Origin of the sequence: Microcystis viridis FACHB-1342 (assembly GCF_014698335.1) — a bacterium.
Taxonomy (GTDB): domain Bacteria; phylum Cyanobacteriota; class Cyanobacteriia; order Cyanobacteriales; family Microcystaceae; genus Microcystis; species Microcystis ichthyoblabe_A.
In genome coordinates, this window is the sequence record NZ_JACJSV010000017.1 from 23,342 (window position 1) to 47,322 (window position 23,981).

Genomic DNA, 23,981 nt, shown 5'->3' on the forward strand with positions numbered 1-23,981 from the left:
ACGGCTAAAAAACTGATCACTGATTCTAGCGATCGATCTCACCTTCGTAGGGTTGGACACCGATCGAGGGATAATTATCGTGGTTAGGGCTGAAAACTTCTAACACTGCATGAGCTAACTTTTGGAAAAAGTCGGGACTCTCGTGCAAGGATTTAAGTGCCGCTTCTAATTCCGGACGGGAGAAATCGAAGCCTTGAGAGCGAGCTATCTCTAGTAATTGCTGAGGATCTTGGGTTGAACGCATTTTTTTACCCAATTCTTCATTTTTAGCGGCTAAGGCGAAAAAGTCGAACACTTGATTTTTAGACATATAAATACTTTTCCTTTGATGATTAAAGGTGTGGCCTCGGCGGCGTGGAGGTTAAACTGCCTAGTATGGTTTATTTTTATCCTACCAGTCAGGAGATATCCTCAAAGCAAAAGTTTCGTTTTTATTTGCTTGTATGGCTGAGTATGCTTTAGGTCTAATTCTGAGGAGTGGGAAGTGGGAAGATGAAAGAGGTTTCTTTCCCCACACCCTACACCCCACACCCCACACCCTACACTCTCTTTCAAGTCAGAGAATAAATAGCCTAAAATAGAAACCTGCACTCTTGTTTCTGTAGCCAGCATCATGAATAAGTCCCCACGTCGTTACCATATCACCACCTTTGGTTGTCAGATGAATAAAGCTGACTCCGAACGCATGGCGGGTATTTTAGAAGATTTGGGGTTTCAATGGTCCGAGGATGCCAACGAAGCCGATTTAATCCTCTACAATACCTGTACAATTCGCGATAATGCCGAACAGAAGGTTTATTCCTATCTCGGCAGACAGGCTAAACGCAAACAAACTCAACCCGATCTTACTCTAGTGGTCGCTGGCTGCGTGGCCCAACAGGAAGGGGAACAATTATTAAGACGGGTTCCCGAGGTGGATTTAATTATCGGTCCGCAACACGCAAACCGTTTGGGAGACTTATTACAACAAGTTTTTGACGGTTCCCAGGTGGTGGCTACCGAACCCATCCACATCATGGAAGATATCACCAAACCGCGCCGGGATAGTAATATTACCGCTTGGGTGAACGTCATCTATGGTTGTAATGAACGCTGTACCTATTGTGTGGTTCCGGGGGTGCGTGGGGTGGAACAATCGCGCACTCCTGCGGCAATTCGAGCAGAAATGGCACAATTAGGACAACAGGGTTATAAAGAAATCACCCTTTTAGGTCAAAATATCGATGCCTACGGACGGGATTTACCCGGAGTGACGGCAAGCGGCCGACATCTGCACAACTTCACCGATTTACTCTACTACATTCACGATGTGGCCGGCATTGAACGTCTCCGTTTTGCCACCAGTCACCCCCGCTATTTTACCGAACGTTTGATTAAAGCTTGTCAGGAATTACCTAAAGTTTGTGAACATTTTCATATCCCTTTTCAATCGGGGGATAATGATATCCTCAAGGCCATGAAACGGGGCTATACTCAGGAAAAATACCGACGGATTATTGCTAATATTCGCGATTTAATGCCGGATGCTGCCATCAGTGCCGATGCGATTGTCGGATTCCCGGGAGAAACAGAGGCACAGTTTGAGAATACTTTAAAATTAGTCGATGAGATTGGTTTTGATCAATTAAATACGGCGGCCTATTCTCCCCGTCCAGGCACTCCGGCCGCTATTTGGGATGATCAATTAAGTGAGCAGGTAAAAAGCGATCGCCTACAAAGATTAAATCATTTAGTGGCGACAAAAGCTGCTGAACGTTCCCAAAGATATTTAGGCAGAATTGAGGAAATTTTAGTGGAAGACGTTAACCCTAAAGATGCTAGTCAAGTTATGGGAAGAACTAGAGGCAATCGCTTAACTTTCTTTACGGGAAATATTGAGGAATTGCGCGGCACATTTGTTAAGGTTAAAATTACCGAAGTCCGTCCCTTTAGTTTGACGGGAGTGATATTTTAAGTAGTGAAAAAAGACAATAGCTATCGGGAATAATTGGGTATTTTATGGATATTATCGCTATTTTGCAGCAAGATTATCAAAGATTTCCCCTGGATCAAACCTATGATATTTATGCTGATAACGTTTATTTTCAAGACCCTCTCAATCAATTTCGGGGGATTAAACGCTATCGGGAAATGATTGGTTTTATGAGTCAATGGTTCCAAGCTATTAAGATGGATGTCCACGCAATTGAACAGCAGGGAAATATTATTAATACCCGTTGGACATTGCACTGGACAACCCCTTTACCTTGGCGGCCTCGCATCGCTATTTCTGGAAGCAGCCAATTAACTCTCGATGACAATAATCTGATTATTTCTCATATCGATTATTGGGATTGTTCGCGCTGGGATGTGCTGCGTCAGCATTTACCTTTTCCCGGTTCTTAACTAGATTTTTTAACCAGAAAATGCCGACCAACGAGCGCTCGTTTGCTTGACAAAATCCTGTAAAAATGCTAGGCGCTGATTTTGTTCCCAGACCTGTTTAACTTTATTCTGCAAACTCGTCCAATTCCAATCATTATTCAGTTGCTCGTTAATTTCCTGTTCTTGGAAATATTCAACTAAACTTAAACCAGCTAAACGAGTTAAATAGGCTGCTCCAATTCCCTGCACTGTACCACCGGCGATATAAGTAATCGCATTTCCCTTGAGAATCGTTCCTAATGCTTGGGTTGTCACCTCTACCATGCCTAATTGTACCATCATTTTCCCCAGGGTAGTCATGGCTGTTTTTGCTTGTTCAAGGGACATTTTTTGTTGATAAATTGCCCCTAAATCCACTAACATTTGAGCGTTAGTGGCTGCTGCTAAAACTAAATCTAGGGCCGCCAGAGGATTAGCAAAAGTGGCAGTAGCGGCTATCCATTGGTATTGTTCGATAACAGGTAAAGCCTTTTTGCGTCGGGATTGATTAAGTAATTGTTTGGTTTCCTTGGCTAATTCGAGCGCTTGTCTCCAGATAGTTCCGAGAACTAATTCGGACTTTTCTTGTTCGATAATTTTTCGGAGATGATTATCTAAAGGATCGATAACTACCGTTTGGGGTTCCGTCCATTCCTTGATTTCTCCATTGCTTTGATGTTGACGAACTTTTAGGGGTTCAGGGGCAGCGGCTATGGCTAAAATATGATGAGAGGGAATAGTTTCTTTCAGTCTTTGTTTCAGGGAAAGGAGTATTTCTTCTCTGGTTTCGGCGGGTAAACGATCCTGTTTATTCAGTAACAGGATAACACGCTGGTGCATTCGATCGAATTGCTGGAGGATTTGCCATTCGGAATCGCTTAAATCCCCATTGATGAGATACAAAACTAGGTCGGCTGCCAGAGCCTTTTTCTGGTTAGCGGTGCAGTTGAGAGTTAGAAGCGGTTCCGTTTCCAGAAAAGCGATAGATTCCCCAAAGTTGCCGCTTTCTAGTAGTTTTTTTAAGGCAGTTTTACCAGTTTTTCTAGCACCAGTAATGGCAATTTTCAGGTCTTGGCGACTAAATTCTTGATTTAATTGGCTTAAACTGGTTTTGAGTGGAGTTAAGTCTTGATTAGGGTCTTCTTTGGCCAGATAATTAATTATCTTCTCGGCCTTGCTAATCGCTTGTTTAACCTTTTCTAGACTCAGGGGAGTGGGATGGGAAAAATCGATTTTCGTGTTGGGTTTTTGCCAAAACCAGATACCAGCACCAAGAGCAATCGCACCGAAAATACCCCAGGAACTGATTTCGCTCAGTGTACTATTGAGAGTTTCCCCCAGGGTGAAAGCGATGGTAATGCCTATCCCCGTCACTAAAATCGGTTTACCCAATCTTACCGTCATTTTTCCTCATCCTCGCCAACTGCTGTGATTATTCTAGCTTTTTTGTGCTGGATTTCATCTCAAAATCAACTTTTTAGCTGACAATTCCTCGCTGGTGTCCCAGCCGCTCTTGCCTAAAAAGCCCTAGATATGTCATAATGATCGATTGCGTGTAAATTTACCCGATCCCCTGTTGTTATGGCTAGTAAAAAAGGCGTTCGCCTGATCATCACTGTAGAATGCACGGAATGCCGCAGTAATCCCGATAAGCGTACCCCCGGCGTTTCTCGCTACACCACCAGCAAAAACCGTCGCAATACCACCGGCAGACTGGAAATCAAAAAATACTGTCCCCACTGCAATAAGCACACCGTCCACAAGGAAATTAAGTAACCACACTTTAGTTAAAAAGTCAAGCAATCTTTACAAATCTATGAGCTACTATCGTAAACGTCTCTCCCCCATCTCCCCCAGTCAACCGATTGACTACAAAGACACCGAACTCCTCCGCAAATTCATCACCGAACGCGGCAAACTCCTACCTAGACGCATCACCGGTTTAACTTCTAAACAACAGCGAGATTTAACTGAAGCGGTGAAACGGGCCCGTTTAATGGCTTTATTGCCTTTTGTCAACCAAGAAGCCTAAATTCAGTGATCAGTAATCAGTAATCAGTGAACAGTGATCGCTGAAAATAACACATATAAGTAATAGGACAAAATTAACTTCTTGGTGAGGATAGGCACTCATGGAAGAAGTAATTGGATATGTGTAATTAATTGTATATAGCTACTTAACTTAAAACTTAAACCTGATCACTGATAACTGGTCACTGATAACTGATAACTGATAAGCGATCTCAGTATATTGGGGTTGCTTTCTCGTTTTTGCAAAGAAATATATCGAAATCGGCAGCGGATAGGAAAATTTGTGCGAGAATCTAAAGAAATTGTTAAATCGCCCTAGGAGTAGCCAACGATTTTGTGATTATCGATCCAAATCCACCAATTAGCACAATGGGAGGCTCTTATGGAAAAGCAGCCATCAGAAACCGAGATCGAGCTAGATAAACAGCTAAAAGAGGAGTATTCCGAGCAGTTTCTGCGTAGTATATTTAATTCCGTGCAAGCGTCGATTTTTGTGGTGGACGTGCTGGAAAATAGAGATTTTCGCTATGTGGGAGCAAACCCCGTTCATGAACGCTGGACAGGATTGCGTTCATCAGAGATTAAAGGCAAAACTCCCGAACAAATCCTTCCCCCCGATGATGCGCGTAGTGTGCGGCAACACTATAGTGATTGTGTGCGTTACGGAACGACTATTTCCTACGAACAGTATTTACCTTTTCAAAATATACCCTACTGGTGGCTAACGACTTTAACACCCCTACGGGATAACAATGCGCGCATCTATCGTTTAGTGGGAACCAGTACCAATATCACCGAACGTAAACAGGCCGAAGAAGCTTTAAGATTACAAGCAGAACGGGAACAACTATTGGGGGTAATGCAGGAAAGAATCCGGCAATCGTTGGATCTTGATCGCATTTTGCAAAGAACCGTTAAAGAGGTGCGACAATTCCTCAACTGCGATCGAGTGTTAATTTATCGTTTATTCCCCGATCATAGTGGCATGATTGTGGTGGAATCCCATACTGCGAGGATTAATTCCGTCTTAGGAAACAGCATCGAGGATCCCTGTTTTAATTTATCCCCAGAACGTCTGGAAAATTATCGTCGTGGGAGAATTCAAGTTATTGAAAATGTTCATAATTCGGGACTTGATCCCTGTTATCGCAAGTTACTCACCTCTTTGCAAGTACAGGCTAACTTGGTGGTGCCAATTATCTGCGATAACCAACTCTGGGGGTTACTAATTGCCCAAAATTGCCAAAAAACTCGCTCTTGGCAATCCCAAGAAATCGATCTCCTTAAACAATTAGCCATTCAAGTGGGAATTGCCATTCAACAAGCGGAACTGCACCAACGGGTAAAATGCTTGAATACTGCCTTAGAATCGGAGGTTCAGCAAAGAACCGCCGAATTGCAGATGACTTTGAAGTATGAAGCATTAATCGGACGGATTACCGAAAAAATTCGCGATAGTCTCGATGAAAATCATATTCTGCAAACCACCACTAGGGAATTAGTGCAGGTTTTACCCGCAGAACGGGCCCAAATTGAGCTTTACAATCCCAGTCGCAGCCAAGCTACTATTGTCCACGAATATACCACTCAAGAGCTTATCTGTCAGGGAATTAGCTGTCAAATTAGCGATTTTCCTGAAATCTATCAACCGCTGCTGCACAAACAAATTTTACAATTTGTTGATCGTCTTCCCCTTGGCAATCCGCAAATCTGTCGTGTTAACCGTTGCGCTTGTCCTATCTTTGACGATCAGGGTTTTTTGGGCAATATTTGGCTAATTCGGCCAGCTAATCAGATTTTTAACTCCTTAGAAACTAATTTGATTCAACATATTGCCACCGAATGTGCGATCGCTATTCGCCAGGCGCGACTTTACGAATCTTCCCAAGCACAAGTGAGGGAATTAGAAAAACTGGAAAGATTAAAAAGCGAATTCCTGAAAACCCTTTCCCATGAACTGCGAACCCCGATCACCAGCATCCGTCTAGCGGTGGAAACCCTAGAAAGTCTCCTAGAATATCAAGGGATCAAGATCGATCCAGAGGATTCGATCGGTCAACTGTTGCAAATTCTTAACATTGAATGTCAGCGTCAGAGTAAGTTAGTTAATGATCTGTTGACTTTAACCTATCTGGATGCGGAAACCGAACCCCCGGCGATCGAAGCGATCGACTTACTTTCTTGGCTACCCTTATTAGTGGAACCTTTTCGCACTCTCACCCGCGAGCGACAACAGCAGTTAATTTTAGATATAGATGGGGATATACCGGAGATTAACAGCAATCTTTGTGATATCGAACGCATCATAGCGGAATTACTGACCAATGCTTCTAAATATACCCCAGAACAAGGGATAATTAGGGTAAATGTCTGGCGTGCAGACGAGCAAATATTAATTAATGTGAGCAATTCAGGAGTAGAAATCCCTCCAGAGGAATTATCAAGAATATTTGCTCCTTTTTATCGCATTCCTCACCACGATCCCTGGCGCTACAGTGGCACCGGTTTAGGTTTAGCTTTAGTCCACAAACTGATTAAACCCCTGAATGCCACCATCGATGTCACCAGTGCCAATGCTGTCACCACTTTTACCCTCACCTTGCCAATCTAGTCAAGCAGAAAACTTTTTAGAAAAAAACCTTGCAATTATTTCGAGGGCGTGCTATATTGATAAAGGACTAAAAAAAGCCGAGATAGCTCAGTTGGTAGAGCAGAGGACTGAAAATCCTCGTGTCCGCGGTTCAAATCCGCGTCTTGGCATCGGAAAAACACCAAAATTTGCCCTGTATTTACTTTCTAATCTGCTAGGTTTTGTAAATGCAGCTGACTGTCTTAGGTTTGGTGGGTAAAATGTATTCTAAGATACAGTCTTGCGGGCGAACGACTGGAACGAACCACTCCAGACACAAAGGACACAAAGATTGATCGCTACTATATCAGTTAAACTTATCACACAAAGAATAAGAGAGCCTGCAGCCTTTCTCGTCAAGATGAAGTGTAACCTAATTTGGTAAGCTAAAAGCTTTGATGTACTTAGTTTCTGACCTTGTTTTTAGGTGGGAGAATTGCCAGATTCTTTCTTTTGCCTGTTGCCTGTTGCCTCTTGCCTATCTTCACTAGGAAATTAATTTTGCACGACTACTTACTTTTTGATTTTGGGCTTGACGTGAGCGGTCACGGATTAAGATAATCTAACAAGTATGTACGACAATGAAATCCTAGACTCTAGCAATTCCTTAAATAATCCTCTCGATGGGAGCGATCCGGATCAAGCAGCGGAAATCCCTCCCGATCCCGAGGAAATGCTCTTATTGCTTACTTCTGCTCATGTTAGCGAGAGAATGATCGCCGCTCGCGCCTTTTGTGAATTGCGGGACGAAAGAGCGATCGCCCCCTTACTAGAGATGTTAAACGATGTCTGTCCCCTGGTGCGTGTCAGTGTCGCCTACGCTTTGGGACGAAATCCCAGTCTTAGCGCCGTGGAGCCTTTAATCGATTTACTGGCCAGGGATTGGAATGGTTACGTCAGAAAAGGGGTAGTTTGGGCCCTAGGTAACTGTGGTGATCGCAGAGCGATCGAGCCTTTGGTTCATGCTCTCAAAACTGATATTTCGGCGGTGCGATTATGGGCCGCCAGTAGTTTGGCCCAGATTGCCAAGGTCAATTATGAAGATATCATCACTGTGTTGCCGCCTTTAATTGAAGGATTGCGCCGGGATTTAATCGCAGCGGTGCGGAGTAATTGCGCTTGGTCGATCGGTCAATTATGCCGAGAATTGCCCTTCAATGTGATTTATGCCACGGCGATCGATGCTTTGATCGAGGCCTTGGTGGAAGACGAGGATTTAGGTGTCAAGGAAGATGCTAGGGGTGCTTTATTAAAGGTGGGCGACCCAAGAGGATTACAATTGATCGAGGAATTAGAGCTTGAAGGAATTATCTAAACCGCTAATTTTGGGCGTTACAGGGGCATCAGGGCTGATTTATGCCGTGCGTACCCTCAAATATCTACTTTTAGCCGACTGCACGATCGATCTAGTGGCCTCCAGATCAGCTTACACCGTCTGGCAAGCAGAAGATAATATTCGGATGCCGCCAGAACCGGAGCTGCAAGAACAATTTTGGCGCAGTCAATGCGGGGTGATGGAGGGGGGAAAATTACGCTGTCATCGTTGGGGTGATGTGGGGGCAACGATCGCCAGTGGTTCCTATCGCACCCTTGGTATGGTAATTATTCCCTGTAGCATGAGTACAGTGGCCAAATTAGCGGGGGGATTAAGTTCCGATTTGCTAGAAAGAGCGGCCGATGTGCAGATTAAGGAGGGCAGAAAATTGGTTTTAGTACCGCGAGAAACCCCTTTTAGTTTAATTCATCTGCGTAATTTAACTACTTTGGCCGAGGCGGGCGTTAGAATCGTGCCAGCAATACCGGCATGGTATCATCATCCCCAATCGATCGAGGATTTGGTCGATTTTGTCATCGCTCGTACTCTCGATCAGTTAGATATCGATTGTGTGACAATTAATCGCTGGCAAGGACATTAACAGTTATCAGTGATCAGTTATCAGTTATCAGTGGATAGTGGACAGTGGTTAGTGGTTAGTGGGAAAGCATCTCATTTATGCAAGTGAGTAATTATACTTATCCATAAAACTGGTTTCTAGCAAGACTTTCAAAATAGCTTGACATAAAAACCTGATTTAGGGGTTACAAAGGTGAGATGCTCCCGTGGTTAGTTAGTGGTTAGGGACCTGCGCTTTGATAATGTACCTTTTGGGCGAACGCAGTTCGCCCCTACATTGTGGACAAAATCCGTTACTGTAGGGGCGCAAAGCTTGCGCCCTCCGATCGATTGGGATATTATTCCCACGCAAGTCCCTTAGTGATTGATCACTGATCACTGTTTACTGATCACTGTTTACTGAATCACTGTATCAAGGGAGGTAAAAATGGGCTGGATTATGGTCTTATTTGCGATCGCTGTAGGCGGATTACTGATCTGGCAGAATCTGGGGGTGATCACTTTGGTCTTTTTTGGCGGTATTATGACGGTAAAACTGCCCCTAGCAGTCTGGGTGTTACTTTTCACCCTAGCGGGAATTATCAGTGGTTTAACCCTGCAATTTCTCTATAGTTTTGGTCGTCCTTTGGCTGCCCCAAAAGCCTCCCCTCGTATAGCGAATAATCCTACAGTACCACCGCCATCTCCCCGACCTACCTATATTCAAGATACTGCTCCGTCTGCACGGGGTAACGATTGGGAAAGAGATAGCGGTGATGATTGGAATTTTGATACACCCCCCGAAAAACCGACGACCATTCAGGATCGGGAAGAATTTTCGTCTAGGCTTGCAGATGAGGAAAAAGCAAATTTTGTCAAGCCTCCTAGTGACAGTTCTCGAACCGGCTCGGTTTATTCCTATAGTTACCGCACAGCCAAACAGACTCGCGGGGAAAAAGCCGATCAAGTGTACGATGTCAATTATCGGATTATTACGCCCCCCGCCCAAGATCAAAACGAAGATCGGGAGGTAAACAAAGGGGATGAAGAGGAGTGGATTTAACTTTGACAGAGACAGAACCGGTGCTGATCAGCTAAAATTTGCTAAAAAGACGGTAAAAAAAAGCCTAAAAAACTTAATAATGCCCAAAACAGCTAATTATGCCCCTCGTTGGCGCTCTGGTTCGTTAAAGAAAAATCTCGGCTAATCCGATAATACCTGCTGGCAAATCCTGCTGGGGGGGTTTTATCTGTTAAAATTTCTTGTCGTCGTGAAGTGAAGCGGGAAGAGTATGCGAATTCTATTTGTGGGTGCCGAGGCCGCTCCAATTGCCAAAGTTGGGGGAATGGGAGACGTAATTGGGGCATTACCGAAAGTCTTGCGTCAGCTAGGTCATGATGTGCGGATTTTTCTACCCTACTACGGTTTTCTTCAGGAAAAAATGGACATCCCTTCCGAACCCATTTGGTCAGGATTCGCCATGTTTCAGGATTTTTCAGTCTATGAAACGGTTTTACCCGATACAGATATTCCTCTCTACCTCTTTGGTCATCTAGCTTTCTCTGGACGCAGTATCTACGGAGGCGAAGATGAGGCCTGGCGATTTACCCTATTTGCCAATGGTGCGGCGGAATTCGCTTGGAATTACTGGAAACCACAAGTTATTCACTGTCATGATTGGCATACGGGCATGATTCCCGTCTGGATGCACCAAGACCCCGATATTAGTACCGTTTTTACGATCCATAATCTCGCCTACCAGGGTCCTTGGCGCGAAGCATTAGAAAAAATGACTTGGTGTCCTTGGTATATGCAGGGCGATAATACCATGGCCGCGGCGGTTCAATTTGCCAATCGCGTCACGACTGTCTCTCCCACCTATGCCCGTCAAATACAGACCCCCATTTATGGCGAAAATTTAGAGGGATTATTGTCCTATATTTCCGGCAATCTGGTGGGGATTGTCAACGGCATCGATACGGAGGTGTATAACCCGGCTAAAGATGTTTATCTTAAGCAGAATTTTACCCCAGAAACCATCGAAAAACGTCTGGCTAATAAAATTGCCCTGCAAGAAGAAGTGGGGCTACAGGTCAGCAGAAATGCCTTTGTCATGGGGATGGTGACGCGTTTGGTAGAACAAAAAGGTATTGATCTAGTGATGCAAATTTTAGATCGCTTTCTCACCTATACTGATGCTCAATTGATTATTTTAGGTACAGGCGATCGCTATTATGAAACCCAACTATGGGAGATGACTTCCCGTTTCCGGGGGCGAATGTCCCTGCATCTTCTCTATAGTGATGCTCTTTCCCGTCGCATCTATGGGGGGGCCGATGCTTTGTTAATGCCTTCCCGTTTTGAACCCTGTGGCATTTCCCAATTAATGGCCATGCGTTACGGTTGTATTCCCATGGTACGCCGCACCGGTGGTTTAGTCGATACGGTGTCTTTCAACGACCCAATTCAGGAAAGAGGAACAGGATTTAGTTTCGATCGCTATGAACCTTTAGACCTGTTTACCTGTATGATCCGGACTTGGGAAAGTTTCCGTTATAAACAGGATTGGCAAAAACTACAGCAACGGGCAATGACTCAAGATTTTAGTTGGTATAAATCCGCTTTGGAATATCTCAAAATCTACAAACAAATCACCGGACAATCCGATCAATTATCCGATGAAGAAAAAGATAAATTTGTCGCCCTGACTAGCAGTTAAATCCTCCCTGATTAGGGGTGAAGATATATCACCCCTACTCCGGTAGAAATTAATCGGTAATGGCGTTGAGAAGAACTTCCGCTAGGGTCATATCTTCCATATCATCGATAGTAATTGTATCAACAATATCGAATTTGGCCCCCGCCGATTCTAGTTGATCGTCTAAAGCTTTGAGAAATTCTGTTGCTTGTCGATCATGGCCTACTTGAATCAGAGAAATGGCTAATTCTTCATCCCTATCGAGTTTTCGAGAAGCTTCGATAATTTGACGCATCACCGCTTTGCGATCATCTGGTTCTCCGTCGGTAATCACCAGAATAGTTTCTCCGTTGGGTTTAGTTTTGCCGGCAGTTTTGCGCTGAAAATAATTATCGAGGGCATCTTGGAGAACAGCTGCTAGGTCTGTCCTCCCCATGGGTTCATTTTCTTGATAAATTTGTGTCACCTTATCGGAAGTAACATTATCATAGCGTCGGAAACGTCCGGAAAAAAGATAGATAGTGATGCCGTCGGGATCGAATTCCTCGCACTTTCTAGCCAAGGCGAGGGTGGATTCTTGGGCAATTTGCCAACGGGTTTTCTCGCTGGGTTTATCAGCAGTGGACATACTGCCACTTTTGTCAATAATCAGAGTATAATCTCTGTTTTCTACCATAGGGGCTATACCTCCAAGCAATTTGCGCTCGTCCTAGTCTAATAATTATTAAACTCTAGGATGGAAACTCTACCTCGATCGACTAGGGTTTTTTAACTATTGGGGGAAGGAGACAGCGTAATCAACAGCAGAAACTATCGCCAGAAAACCAGTCGGGCTAAAATGAAAAAAGTATGAAAATTATTTCTTAACCTGATACTGTTAAATTAGCCGATGAGTGATAGTAAATCGATCGCCTCAACCGAGAAAAAGCCAGATCATCCACCTTCTTGGAGTTTTTGGACGGTGTTTAGTTCCACCTTCCTAACCATATTTTTTGCTGAAATCGGCGATAAAACTCAATTAGCCACCCTTTTGATCAGCGCCGAATCCCAATCCCCCTGGGTGGTTTTTGCCGGGGCAGCCACCGCTTTAATCGCTACCAGTCTCCTCGGTGTCCTGATCGGTTATTGGATTGCGCGTCGTCTTTCCCCCAAAACCTTAGATATCGGTGTCGCTATTCTTCTCCTTTTGATCACTGGTTTACTGATCGGCGATATTCTCTAAGCAATCAGTGATCAGTGTGACTGTTTACTGTTTACTGTTCACTGAAAAAAGCTTCCCATCTCCCTAGAATTTATGAATTGGCAATTATTCGGACTGACATTTATCACGGTTTTTTTGGCAGAAATAGGCGATAAAAGTCAATTAGTAGCGATCGCTCTCGGTGGCAGTTCCAAATCACCTAAAGCTGTCTTTTTTGGCTCAATTACCGCCTTAATCTGCACCAGTTTCTTAGGAGTCCTGGCGGGGGGCAGTATGGCGCAGTTATTCCCCGCTAAGATATTAAAAGCGATAGCGGCCATTGGTTTTGCTCTGCTTGCTGTCCGGCTGCTTTGGCCAGATTCAGATTGATAATTGGGTTGGGCTGAATATTACTGGAAGCCTTACTAGAAAACGGTTTTGGCACTTTTTCCAAGCACGCGAGGCCATTCTGTTATTATGACACTAAATCCGGTTATTAAAGACTGATTATTTATTTCCCCTATTGCCTCTTGCCTTTTGCCTTTTGCCTATCCTCATAACTAGCCTATACTCAACAGATTTAGTATGACTCCCTCCTGATAGCTAAAAAACTGAGGCAAATTCCAGAAAAAATAATTAATTTTTTGGAAAAAAGTAGCGAAAATTACAAAAAATATCCAAAAAGTAGCGAAAATCACAAAAAATCTGCTAACCTAGCCGTAATATCACACAGATATTTGTAGAAAGATTCCCGAAAATCTCCTCAGCAAAAACATCCGTGTGAAGTAGCTAATATTGTCAGCGAGGTTAGTTCAAGATCATCATGTCAAATTTAGGACGACGTAAATTTCTCCTGTACGGTTCTGCCGCTTTGGGAACCAGTATTCTGTTAAAAGCTTGCGGTGGCAATCAAAGCCAAACCCCCACGGCTAGTCCTAGCCCGGCTGCTAGTCCCGCCCCGGCTTCTGGAGAGACAATTAAGGTGGGTATTCTGCACTCCCTCAGTGGCACCATGGCCATCAGTGAAACCAGCGTAGTTGATGCGGAAAAACTGGCGATCGAGGAAATCAATGCCGCCGGTGGTGTTCTTGGTAAACAGATCGAGGCAGTGGTGGAAGATGGCGCTTCCGATTGGCCAACTTTTGCCGAAAAAGCCACCAAACTGATCGATCAGGACAAAGTTGCGACTGTCTTCGGTTGTTGGACTTCCGCCAGTCGTAAGGCGGTTTTACCCGTGTTTGAAGCCAAAAACCATATGCTCTGGTATCCTGTCCAGTACGAGGGTCAAGAGTGTTCTAGAAATATCTTCTACACCGGTGCTGCCCCTAACCAACAGATCGAGCCAGCAGTGACTTGGTTGCTGGAAAATAAAGGGAAAAAATTCTTCCTCGTCGGTTCCGACTACGTTTTTCCCCGCACTGCCAACACGATTATTAAAGAGCAGTTAAAGGCGAAAGGCGGCGAAACCGTGGGCGAAGACTACCTACCCCTAGGTAACACGGAAGTTACCCCGATTATTACCAAAATTAAGCAAGCTTTACCCGATGGCGGCGTTATTTTCAACACCCTCAACGGTGACAGTAACGTGGCTTTCTTCAAACAACTGCAAGCGGCCGGTTTAACTCCCGATAAATATCCGGTCATGTCGGTGAGTGTTGCTGAGGAAGAAGTTAAACAGATTGGTAAGGAATATCTCCTCGGTCAGTACGCTTGTTGGAACTATTTCCAAACCGTAGATACCCCCGCTAACAAAAAATTTGTTGCGGCTTTTCGAGCTAAATATGGTGAGGATCGCGTCACTAACGACCCCATGGAAGCGGCCTATATTATGGTCTATCTCTGGAAGCAAGCGGTGGAACAAGCGGCAACCGCCGATGATCTCGACAAAGTTCGCGCCGCAGCCGTAGGACAAAAATTCGATGCTCCCGAAGGACCGGTGGAAATGTTCCCCAATCATCATATCTCCAAAACCGTCCGCATTGGTCAGGTGAGAGATGATGGTCTATTTGACATCGTTTGGTCAACTCCGGGGGTAGTGGATCCGCAACCTTGGAACCAATTTGTCCCCGAAACTAAGGGCTTTGCCTGTGACTGGACGGATCCGGCTAAGGGCGGTAAGTTCAAAATGGAAAAATCCTAGTTTTAGGAATTTTTCCAGACAGTAACGAGAGTGAGGTGGGCATTACTGCTCACCCCACTTTTTAAAGCTTAAAGATGCAGGGGAATAACGAAAAGTGTCAGCATTATTGGAAGGATTGTTTAATGGTATTAGCATCGGTTCTGTGCTATTGCTGGCCGCTTTAGGACTAGCGATTGTCTTTGGACTGATGGGGGTGATTAATCTCGCTCACGGTGAGTTAATGATGTTAGGGGCTTATACTACTTTTGTGGTGCAAAATGTCTTTAAAGGTTTCGGTTCTCCCCTCTTTGATACTTATGTTTTATTCGCCCTACCGATCGCTTTTTTAGTGTCGGGATTGGCGGGATTATTATTAGAAAGGGGGGTGATTAGGTTCCTCTATGGCAGACCCCTAGAAACGCTGCTGGCCACTTGGGGAGTCAGCTTAATTCTGCAGCAATTTGTCAGAAGTGTCAACGGGTTATTAGTAATTAGTTTAATAGTTTTCTGTCTGTTATTTTTTGGGGCGATGACGGTGTTAAGTCGTCGCCTAGATTGGGAGAGAATTCGCAATTTAGCTATTGGTATCACCCTGCCTTTATCCCTAGCTATCGCTGGATTATTAGGCTATCTTTTATCTTTTAATCCCGTTCTCGCTCGACCCTGGTTTAGTGCCAGAAATGTCGATGTCACCGCTCCTGTTTGGTTACGCGGAGGTTTACCTTTACCCGGGTTTCAAATGCCCTACACCCGTCTATTTATTATCATTTTAACTGCCCTTTGTTTGTTAGGGACTTATTGGTTTTTAAATAAATCTTCTTGGGGTTTACGCATTCGTGCCGTCACCCAAAATCGCCAGATGAGTGCCTGTTTAGGCATTCCGACAAATCAAGTGGATGCTTTGACTTTTGCCCTCGGTTCGGGATTAGCTGGAGTTGCCGGTTGTGCGATTAGTTTTTTGGGTTCCGTCGGTCCAAACGTGGGACAAAATTATATCGTTGATACCTTCATGGTGGTGGTGGTGGGGGGAGTGGGTAATCTCCTGGGAACTATTATCGCAGCTATGGCAATCGGTGTGGCTAATTATTTAATTGGTTCGGGAACTTTTGCCCTGATTTTTGGTTCTGTAGAAGCACTAAAACCCCTAACGGATTTCTTCACCTTTTTCTCCACCACTAGCATGGCAAAAGTGATGATTTTTGCTTTAATTATTGCTTTCTTGCAATTCAAACCTGCGGGAATTTTTCCTCCTAAAGGACGTACTGCCGAGTTATAGATTATGATTACAGAAACCATCACTAGAAACGAATCCCGACAACGGGAAAAGAAAAAGTTAATCACGGAAATCGCTGTTATTGTTGGATTGGTGGTCATCTTTGCGGTGTTACTGCCCTTAGCTTTGTCGGCTTTCCGCTTGCGTTTATTGGGGCGATTTCTTTCCCTGGCTATTGTTGCTTTGGGGATAGATTTAATCTGGGGTTATACGGGTTTATTAAGTCTTGGTCATGGTATCTTTTTTGCTCTCGGTGGTTACGCTTTGGCCATGTACCTAAATCTTCAGTTACCCCCCGGACAAATGCCCGAATTTTTTACTCTCTACGGGGTGACAGAATTACCTTTTATTTGGCAACCTTTTTATTCCCTACCTTTGACAATTCTAGCCCTAATTATTGTACCAGCGATCGTGGCGGGATTGTTAGGTTATTTAATCTTCCGCAATCGCATTAAAGGGGTTTATTTCTCGATTTTGACCCAAGCGGCTTTACTGGTATTTTTTAACTTTTTTAACGGCCAACAGAAGTTAATCAACGGCACTAATGGCTTAAAAACTGATACCCAAACAATTTTCGGATTGCTGGTGGGTTCTGATGCTGTTCAAGTGGCCTTTTATTTACTCACAATTGTCTGTTTACTGGCTATTTATCTCCTCTGTCGTTGGTTAACTACCGGCAGATTTGGGCGCTTGTTAGTCGCCATTCGCGATGATGAGGTGCGGGTTCGTTTTTCTGGTTATGATCCTACTTGGTTTAAGGTGTTAGTTTTTGCCATTTCTGGGGCGATTGCTGGTGTTGCCGGCGCTCTTTATACGGTGCAAACGGGAATTATCACCCCTAACTCTATGGATGTGGCTTTTTCCATTGAAATGGTGATTTGGGTGGCTGTGGGGGGACGTGCTACCCTTGTGGGGGCAGTTATCGGTACTTTATTAGTACGCCTAGCCCAAACTTTTTTAAGCGAACAATTTCCGGAAGTCTGGGTATTTTTCCAAGGGGCCCTATTCCTAATTGTGGTGACAGTGCTTCCCGATGGTATTCTCGGTGGGATTAAACGTTTGCTGACTCATTTTGGTTTCCGCAAAACTTTAATTACCTATCCTAGTATTGAGGAAGATCCAGAAGCGCAACTGGAAAAAGAAGAATTAGAGCATAAGTGATTTTATTCTATTAGTATTCAGGAGTCAGTTATCAGATGTGAGTTTTCAGTTCACTGATTACTGTTTACTGTTCACTGAAAATACTTCCCAATTCCCTCTTAGAAATTATGACTGGAAAAATCCTAGAAATCGAGAATCTTACCGTTAGTTTTGGGGGTTTTAAAGCTCTCAATAATCTTAATTTCAGTATGGATACGGGAGAATTGCGGGTGATTATCGGTCCCAATGGTGCGGGAAAAACCACTTTTTTAGATGTGATTACGGGGAAAGTGCAACCAACCATCGGACGGGTATTATTTAAAGGTCGAGATCTCCGCAAAATTCCTGAATATGCGATCGCTCGTTTAGGTATTGGTCGCAAATTCCAAACTCCTAGGGTATATTTAAATCTAACTGTCCGAGAAAATCTCGATTTAGTTAGTAATCGCAATAAAAATGTTTTCTCAACTCTTTTCGGTCGTCCTCCGCTAGAAGATAGCAGAAAAGTTATTGGTTTATTGGAAACTATCGGGTTAACTGCTAAAGCTGATTTATCCGCTTCTTTACTTTCCCACGGCGAAAAACAACGCTTAGAAATTGGCCAATTAGTGGCCCAGTCACCAGATTTACTGCTAGTAGATGAACCCGTAGCAGGATTAACCGATGAGGAAACGGAAAACGTGGGTAATTTGTTGTTAAATCTAGCGGAAAGTCATTCAATTATTGTCATTGAACACGATATGGAATTTGTCCGTCAAATTGCCCGCAAAGTCACGGTTTTACACCAAGGAACTGTTCTATGTGAGGGGAATATGGAGCAAATTCAAAATGATCCGAAAGTTATTGAAGTTTATCTAGGTTCCTCGGAAGAATAAAAATTCAAATGATTAAAATTAGTTAAAAAGGATTGACAATGTTACACATATCTGATCTGAATGTTTACTACGGAGAAAGTCATATTTTAAGAGATGTGGATCTTAACATTAATGCGGGAGAAATGGTCTGTTTAATCGGACGTAATGGCGTGGGTAAAACTACCCTCTTAAAAACCCTAATGGGTATCTTAAAACCGCGAGCGGGAGTAATTAATTATGAGCAAGAAAACCTGATTAATAAAACCTCAGATCAAAGAGCCAGATTAGGACTGGGTTATGTGCCGCAGGGTAGGGATATTATTCCCCGTTTAACGGTAAAAGAGAATTTAATTCTCGGTTTGGAAGCTTTACCCACAAGGAGAAAAAATGCCACAATTCCCGAAGAAATCTTCGATTTATTTCCCGTTTTAAAAACCATGTTATCGCGGATGGGAGGAGATTTAAGCGGTGGACAACAACAGCAATTAGCCATCGCTCGCGCCTTAGTGGGGGAACCAAAATTATTAATTTTAGATGAACCCACGGAAGGAATTCAACCGTCAATTATTCTCGAAATTGAAGCGGCGGTGCGGCGTATTGTTGCCAGCAAAGGAATTGCCGTTTTATTAGTAGAACAACACCTGCATTTTGTCCGCCAAGCTGATCGATATTACGCCATGCAGAAAGGGGGAATTGTTGCTTCTGGTTTCACGAGCGAATTAAGTCAAGAAGTCATTCAGCGATTTTTGGCGGTTTAAACTTAACTTTTTCCTTGATATATGACTCAAATAGTCGTAATTGGTGGCGGGGCAGCGGGATTTTTTGGCGCAATTAAAGCGGCAGAATCTAACCCAAAAGCTGGCGTTACTATCCTAGAAGCGGCAAAAGAACCTCTGGCGAAAGTGCGGATTTCGGGAGGGGGACGCTGTAATGTCACCCATCATTGTTTTGATGTTTCCCAATTGGTTAATTATTATCCTCGCGGTGGCAAAGCACTACGGGGAGCTTTTAGTCGTTTTCAACCCCAAGATACTATTAAATGGTTTGAATTGCGGGGGGTAAAACTCAAAACAGAAGCGGATGGGCGAATGTTTCCCAGCACCGATAATTCTGAAACTATTGTTAATTGTCTGCGGGAAAGTGCGACTTTTGCTGGGGTTAATTTAAGGCTAAATTCCCCAGTTAAATCGGTAAAAAAACAGGAAGAAAGTTTTTTGATTGAATTAAAAAGAGATGAGCAAATTAGGGCAGATAAGCTTTTAATTGCTACGGGAAGTAGTCCTTTTGGTTATCGCACCGCTCAAGATTTAGGTCATTCTCTAGTCTCTCCTGTGCCTTCTTTATTTACCTTTCAAATTGCCGATGCTCGTCTGAAAGATTTGTTAGGGGTTGCTGTGGATAAAGTGCGAGTTCGTCTTGGGGGAAGTAAATTAGAACAAATCGGACCTTTATTAATTACCCATTGGGGAGTTAGTGGCCCGGCTATTTTAAAACTTTCTGCTTGGGGAGCGCGGGTGCTTCACGAGCAGCATTACCGAATGCCTTTAATAATTAATTGGTTAGGGGATTATCATCCTGAAAAATTGCGAGAAATTATCTTACAAACTAAAAGTGAATATCCCAAAAGAAAACTTTTTAATTATTGTCCCTTTGAACAGTTACCTAAGCGTCTTTGGCAGAGTTTATTAAGTTACTTGACTGTTAACTCGGAAACTCCCTGGGCCGAATTATCTAAAAATACTCTCAATCGATTAATGATTGAATTACAGCAAGGGGAATATCAAATAAAAGGAAAAGGGGTGTTTAAGGAGGAATTTGTCACCTCTGGGGGAGTGAATCTTCAGGAAGTGGATTTTAAAACTATGGAAAGTAAAATCTGTCCGGGGTTATATTTTGCCGGGGAGGTACTAGATATCGATGCAGTTACGGGGGGATTTAATTTTCAAAGCGCTTGGACCACTGGTTATCTCGCCGGACAAGCTATGGGCAATAGATAGCAGTATTGCTGGTGTATTAGGCTGCCCCAATACACCCGACGGCAATTAAACTGCGAGAAAATCTCACTTTAACTGATAGTTGATAACCGATTCCTTGATGCTGTTATTCCCAAATTGGACCGGCTGCAATGATTTCTTGGGAGGCAGTGGTAAATTGACGGAAATTTTCCACGAAACGATGGGCCAATTCTCGCGCCTGTAGGTCGTAGGATTCGCCATCTTGCCATGCTTGTCGCGGGTCGAGGATTTTTTTGGGAACTCCTGGGACAATTTCGGGGACGAGAACTTGAAAGATGGGATGAGGATGGAAAACTACTTCCTCTAAATCGCCATTTAAAGCGGCGGAAACCATAGCGCGGGTGTGTTTGATCGAAATGCGATCGCCGACTCCGTAGGGACCGCCAGACCAACCGGTATTAATCAGATAAACCGAGGTTTCGGGGTGTTGTTCTAAACGTTGCCCTAACATTTGGGCATAGACCAGGGGTGAGAGAGGGAAGAAACATTGACCGAAACAACTGGAAAAAGTCACCTGTGGGGCGGTGATTCCCCGTTCCGTTCCCGCTAATTTGCTAGTATAGCCGGAGAGGAAATGATACATCGCTTGGTTCGTGGTTAATTTGGCGATTGGTGGCAGTACCCCAAAAGCATCGGCAGTTAAGAAGATAATCGTTTTCGGGTGGGTTCCCATGCCAGATACGGCACAATTAGGGATATAACGCAGGGGATAGGCGGCGCGGGTGTTTTCGGTCAAACGTCCATCATCATAGTCGGGAAGGCGATTATCGGGGGAAAGGATCACGTTTTCGAGAATAGTGCCAAATTGAATCGCCGCCCAGATTTGGGGTTCGTATTCGGCACTTAAACGGATGGTTTTAGCATAACAACCGCCTTCAAAGTTAAAAATGCCGTCTTCTGACCAACCGTGTTCATCATCACCGATGAGGCTGCGTTTAGGATCGGCGGAAAGGGTGGTTTTACCCGTACCGGAGAGACCGAAAAAGAGGGCCGTATGACCGTGTTTATCCATGTTAGCGGCACCGTGCATCGGTAAAACCCCTTGTTTGGTCATCAGGTAGTTCATCATCGAGAAGACGGATTTTTTGATTTCGCCAGCGTAGCGAGTGCCACCGATGAGAACGATTTTTTTTGCCAGGTTGAGGACGATAAAGGCTTCGCTGTTCAGGTCGTCATCCTCGGGATCTCCCTGTAACCCCGGCAGGGCAATCACGGTAAAATCAGTTTCATGGGCGGCTAGTTCGATCGCACTGGGCCGGAGGAATAACTGATGGGCAAAGAGGTTATGATAGGCGATTTCGGTGACAACGCGCACGCCAAAGCGACAATTAGGATCGGACCCGACGTAACCATCGAAGATATATAGGTCTTTTCCCTGTACATAGGCGAGGACTTTTCGGTATAACTGCTGGAATTTTTCCTCGCTAATCGGGGCGTTATGCTGATTCCAGTCGATTTCCTTTTCGCTGGTGGTTTCTTTGACAATGAATTTATCTTTGGGGGAACGACCGGTATATTTACCTGTTTCCACCACTAAAGCCCCATTATCGGCTAAAACGCCCTCATGATGTTCGATCGCCTGTTCGACTAATTGCGGTACGGAAAGATTGCGATAAACGCGACCGAGATTTTTCATGCCTAGGTTTTCGAGGCCGTAGGTGGGATGAATTTGATTTTCTAATTCGTAGTGGAAATTGACATTCTCCATGCGATCGGACAAGGAACAAGAGATACTATCATTGGTCAGCGTGTGTAGAGTCGGCATAACCCCAATTCTCCTGATAATTTAGTTGTCGGTTTAGAGGTAAATTCTAGGTCTCTGATAGTGCAGTTATAGGAACTAGAAAACCCTCGTTCTCTGTCTTTTTCACTCCCAGACACCTAAGAAGCTATATTGATTAGTTTATCTGACGATATTTCCCTGATTAATCTGGTCTCTCGCTGTCGGTAAAGCCAACTTTAGAGCGGAATTGAGGCTTATTTGCGTATTTACCCTTCATCTCCCAGTCAGGGTTTGTACCTTTTCTCTCTTGCCGATCTAACTGCTTTTTCTAGCTATTTTTAGTCTAGCTGTACAATGGGATGCAGACGATGTTTTTTTTACAAAAGTTAACAGCTACACAAAATTGGTCAGCTAATCTAGAAGTTATCTTAATTGTCAGGTAGGAAGTCTCTGGTTTTGGGGAACGTCAGAACAATAGCTGGTTGTCTAGAGATGATGACAATGATCCTAAACGTGGTCAAATCGATTTCGCCGCTAATAAAAAAAGTCGATTGACACAGGAACCAGTTAGCGGCCAAAATTGACCCTATTAGCCGTTGGCAAGCTCTAGAATTGATTGTGTAAGTAGTCGGACATAAATTCTGTTGTCTATCTTAAGAAATGTAAATTGCCGCAATTCTTACTGACGACCGACTCCTGACGACCGACTCCTTACCCCACAGTTAACTTTACTTTTGTCCAACTACTTAACAGGTTAATTAAGTCTAGCTCGATCTCGAAAAAAAACAACTAATATTGACATCCTCACCGCCGTAAACGGACGGTGATTCCCAAACCTCACGATTTAGGTTTCTGCTTCTTTCCCGAAGGATTTTTCGCACCTGCCTTAACAGATTTACTCTGTTCTGGTCTTATGGTCGCTCTACAGACTGACACCGCAAGCCCTGCGGCCAAAATATTTTTACTGGCGTTAATATCTCGGTCATGGTGAGTCCCACAGCTTGGACAATCCCATTCTCGAACATTTAACGGCATTTTCTCAGCAATGTACCCGCAATTACTACACCTTTTAGAGCTAGGAAACCATCTATCTATTTCGATGTAATTTCTTCCGTACCAACGGCATTTGTAGGCTAATTGTCTAGTTATTTCTCCCCAGCTTACATCAGATATTGCCTGAGATAATTTCGGGTTTTTGACCATATTCTTGACGGCTAAATTCTCAACCACAATCGTTTGATTTTCACGAACTAATTGAGTGGTTAGCTTATGTAAATGGTCTTTTCTGTTATCAGTAATTTGGGCGTGAATTCTGGCTACTTTGATTTTTGCCTTTTCCCGATTTTTTGACCCTTTCTGTTTTCTAGAAAGATTTTTTTGCGCTTTTCGCAGTCTCCGATAATGTTTCTTAAAATGCTTGGGATTAGATACTTTGTCACCATCGCTGGTAATCACAAGGCTACTAATTCCTAAGTCAATTCCAATGGCTTTATCTGTTACTGGTAAAGGCTTAATCGTTGGGTCATCAAATCTAATTGAGATATGCCAACGTCCAGAGGGATGTAGCCTGACTGTTACTGTACTTGGGTCACAGCTTTCTGGTATTTGTCTTGACCATCGAATAGGTAAAGGTTCTGTGCATTTGGCTAAATAGATTTGTTTGTCTTTAAATTTAAAAGCAGACTTAGTAAATTCGGCACTTCCTCCTTGATGTTTTTTCTTAAAGTTAGGATACTTAGTACGACCAGCAAAGAAGTTAGTGAAAGCTGTTTGTAAATGTCTTAACCCTTGTTGTAAAGGTACACAGCTAACTTCATTGAGAAAGTTTAATTCTTCTTGTTTTTTCCACTCGGTTAGCATTGAAGAAGTTTGAGCGTAGCCTACTCTTTCTTGTCTTTCATACCAAGCTTGTGTTCTGACATGGAGAGCTTTGTTGTAAACTAATCTTACACAGCCCAATGTGCGCCGCAATAGCGACTCTTGTTTTGGTGTGGGGTAAAATCGGTAAGAATAGGCTTTTTCCATGTCTCACATTTTAGCAT

General features: G+C 43.7%; 22 protein-coding genes and 1 tRNA gene. 18 read left to right on the plus strand and 5 right to left on the minus strand.

Features of this window, described 5'->3' with window-relative positions; all coding sequences use genetic code 11:
- Window positions 1-25: 25 nt before the first annotated feature.
- Window positions 26-310, minus strand: coding sequence for a Nif11-like leader peptide family natural product precursor (locus tag H6G40_RS07910; protein ID WP_002731728.1), 285 nt, complete (start codon window positions 308-310; stop codon window positions 26-28).
- Between the two features lie 303 nt (window positions 311-613).
- Between H6G40_RS07910 and miaB the strand changes: the two genes are divergently transcribed.
- Both miaB and H6G40_RS07920 read left to right on the plus strand, forming a co-directional pair.
- Window positions 614-1,954 (plus strand): tRNA (N6-isopentenyl adenosine(37)-C2)-methylthiotransferase MiaB, encoded by a 1,341-nt coding sequence (gene miaB / locus H6G40_RS07915; protein WP_042790437.1) that lies wholly within the window; start codon window positions 614-616, stop codon window positions 1,952-1,954.
- Window positions 1,955-1,998: 44 nt separating this feature from the next.
- Entirely contained in the window at window positions 1,999-2,385 is a 387-nt protein-coding gene (locus H6G40_RS07920; RefSeq protein ID WP_002734639.1) for a C6orf136 family protein, read from the plus strand.
- Between the two features lie 9 nt (window positions 2,386-2,394).
- Here H6G40_RS07920 and H6G40_RS07925 read toward each other — a convergent pair whose 3' ends face one another.
- Window positions 2,395-3,807, minus strand: coding sequence for a slr1306 family protein (locus H6G40_RS07925; protein ID WP_002731567.1), 1,413 nt, complete (start codon window positions 3,805-3,807; stop codon window positions 2,395-2,397).
- Between the two features lie 177 nt (window positions 3,808-3,984).
- Here H6G40_RS07925 and rpmG point away from each other — a divergent pair, with 177 nt between their 5' ends.
- The 8 genes from rpmG to glgA all read left to right on the plus strand — a co-directional run bounded on the left by rpmG (window position 3,985) and on the right by glgA (window position 11,656).
- Window positions 3,985-4,179: a 50S ribosomal protein L33 gene (gene rpmG, locus H6G40_RS07930; RefSeq protein WP_002734724.1), complete on the plus strand. Its 195-nt coding sequence runs from the start codon at window positions 3,985-3,987 to the stop codon at window positions 4,177-4,179.
- A 40-nt stretch (window positions 4,180-4,219) separates the two neighbouring features.
- Complete coding sequence (gene rpsR / locus H6G40_RS07935) at window positions 4,220-4,435, plus strand: 30S ribosomal protein S18 (RefSeq protein ID WP_002732313.1); 216 nt, start codon at window positions 4,220-4,222, stop codon at window positions 4,433-4,435.
- 381 nt (window positions 4,436-4,816) lie between these two features.
- On the plus strand, window positions 4,817-7,045 hold the full coding sequence (locus H6G40_RS07940; RefSeq protein WP_002733944.1) for a sensor histidine kinase: 2,229 nt from the start codon (window positions 4,817-4,819) through the stop codon (window positions 7,043-7,045).
- 76 nt (window positions 7,046-7,121) lie between these two features.
- Window positions 7,122-7,194: transfer RNA gene (locus H6G40_RS07945), tRNA-Phe, on the plus strand.
- A gap of 440 nt (window positions 7,195-7,634) precedes the next feature.
- On the plus strand, window positions 7,635-8,378 hold the full coding sequence (locus tag H6G40_RS07950) for a HEAT repeat domain-containing protein (protein WP_069474426.1): 744 nt from the start codon (window positions 7,635-7,637) through the stop codon (window positions 8,376-8,378).
- Window positions 8,362-8,979 carry a flavin prenyltransferase UbiX gene (locus H6G40_RS07955; protein WP_069474427.1) on the plus strand — a complete coding sequence of 206 codons (618 nt, stop codon included), beginning with the start codon at window positions 8,362-8,364 and terminating at the stop codon, window positions 8,977-8,979. The genes H6G40_RS07950 and H6G40_RS07955 overlap by 17 nt, the downstream gene beginning before the upstream one ends.
- 405 nt (window positions 8,980-9,384) lie before the next feature.
- A complete protein-coding gene (locus H6G40_RS07960) occupies window positions 9,385-9,999 on the plus strand; it encodes a LapA family protein (protein ID WP_002734877.1) in 615 nt (204 codons plus the stop codon).
- Between the two features lie 229 nt (window positions 10,000-10,228).
- Window positions 10,229-11,656, plus strand: a complete 1,428-nt coding sequence (gene glgA / locus H6G40_RS07965) for a glycogen synthase GlgA (protein ID WP_069474428.1) — start codon at window positions 10,229-10,231, stop codon at window positions 11,654-11,656.
- A gap of 49 nt (window positions 11,657-11,705) precedes the next feature.
- Here glgA and H6G40_RS07970 read toward each other — a convergent pair whose 3' ends face one another.
- Window positions 11,706-12,311, minus strand: a complete 606-nt coding sequence (locus H6G40_RS07970) for a vWA domain-containing protein (RefSeq protein WP_002753340.1) — start codon at window positions 12,309-12,311, stop codon at window positions 11,706-11,708.
- A 213-nt stretch (window positions 12,312-12,524) separates the two neighbouring features.
- Here H6G40_RS07970 and H6G40_RS07975 point away from each other — a divergent pair, with 213 nt between their 5' ends.
- From H6G40_RS07975 to H6G40_RS08010, 8 genes are all read left to right on the plus strand, one after another.
- Entirely contained in the window at window positions 12,525-12,857 is a 333-nt protein-coding gene (locus H6G40_RS07975) for a TMEM165/GDT1 family protein (RefSeq protein WP_002753338.1), read from the plus strand.
- Window positions 12,858-12,929: 72 nt separating this feature from the next.
- Complete coding sequence (locus H6G40_RS07980; RefSeq protein WP_002732425.1) at window positions 12,930-13,205, plus strand: TMEM165/GDT1 family protein; 276 nt, start codon at window positions 12,930-12,932, stop codon at window positions 13,203-13,205.
- Window positions 13,206-13,638: 433 nt separating this feature from the next.
- Window positions 13,639-14,955, plus strand: a complete 1,317-nt coding sequence (gene urtA / locus H6G40_RS07985) for an urea ABC transporter substrate-binding protein (protein ID WP_069474430.1) — start codon at window positions 13,639-13,641, stop codon at window positions 14,953-14,955.
- Window positions 14,956-15,049: 94 nt separating this feature from the next.
- The gene (locus tag H6G40_RS07990; protein WP_069474431.1) at window positions 15,050-16,210 is read left to right on the plus strand and encodes an ABC transporter permease subunit; all 1,161 of its coding nucleotides are present in this window, start codon (window positions 15,050-15,052) and stop codon (window positions 16,208-16,210) included.
- A 3-nt stretch (window positions 16,211-16,213) separates the two neighbouring features.
- Window positions 16,214-17,368, plus strand: coding sequence for an urea ABC transporter permease subunit UrtC (gene urtC / locus H6G40_RS07995; protein ID WP_069474432.1), 1,155 nt, complete (start codon window positions 16,214-16,216; stop codon window positions 17,366-17,368).
- Between the two features lie 107 nt (window positions 17,369-17,475).
- Entirely contained in the window at window positions 17,476-18,222 is a 747-nt protein-coding gene (gene urtD / locus H6G40_RS08000) for an urea ABC transporter ATP-binding protein UrtD (RefSeq protein ID WP_002732385.1), read from the plus strand.
- A gap of 38 nt (window positions 18,223-18,260) precedes the next feature.
- Window positions 18,261-18,959, plus strand: coding sequence for an urea ABC transporter ATP-binding subunit UrtE (urtE, locus tag H6G40_RS08005; protein ID WP_069474433.1), 699 nt, complete (start codon window positions 18,261-18,263; stop codon window positions 18,957-18,959).
- Window positions 18,960-18,980: 21 nt separating this feature from the next.
- Window positions 18,981-20,198, plus strand: coding sequence for a BaiN/RdsA family NAD(P)/FAD-dependent oxidoreductase (locus tag H6G40_RS08010; protein WP_069474434.1), 1,218 nt, complete (start codon window positions 18,981-18,983; stop codon window positions 20,196-20,198).
- Window positions 20,199-20,301: 103 nt separating this feature from the next.
- On the opposite strand, the gene pckA is transcribed toward H6G40_RS08010, so the two are convergent.
- Both pckA and H6G40_RS08020 read right to left on the minus strand, forming a co-directional pair.
- Window positions 20,302-21,981, minus strand: a complete 1,680-nt coding sequence (gene pckA / locus H6G40_RS08015) for a phosphoenolpyruvate carboxykinase (ATP) (RefSeq protein ID WP_042790440.1) — start codon at window positions 21,979-21,981, stop codon at window positions 20,302-20,304.
- A gap of 795 nt (window positions 21,982-22,776) precedes the next feature.
- Window positions 22,777-23,964, minus strand: a complete 1,188-nt coding sequence (locus H6G40_RS08020; protein WP_069474435.1) for an RNA-guided endonuclease InsQ/TnpB family protein — start codon at window positions 23,962-23,964, stop codon at window positions 22,777-22,779.
- Between the last annotated feature and the right edge of the window lie 17 nt (window positions 23,965-23,981).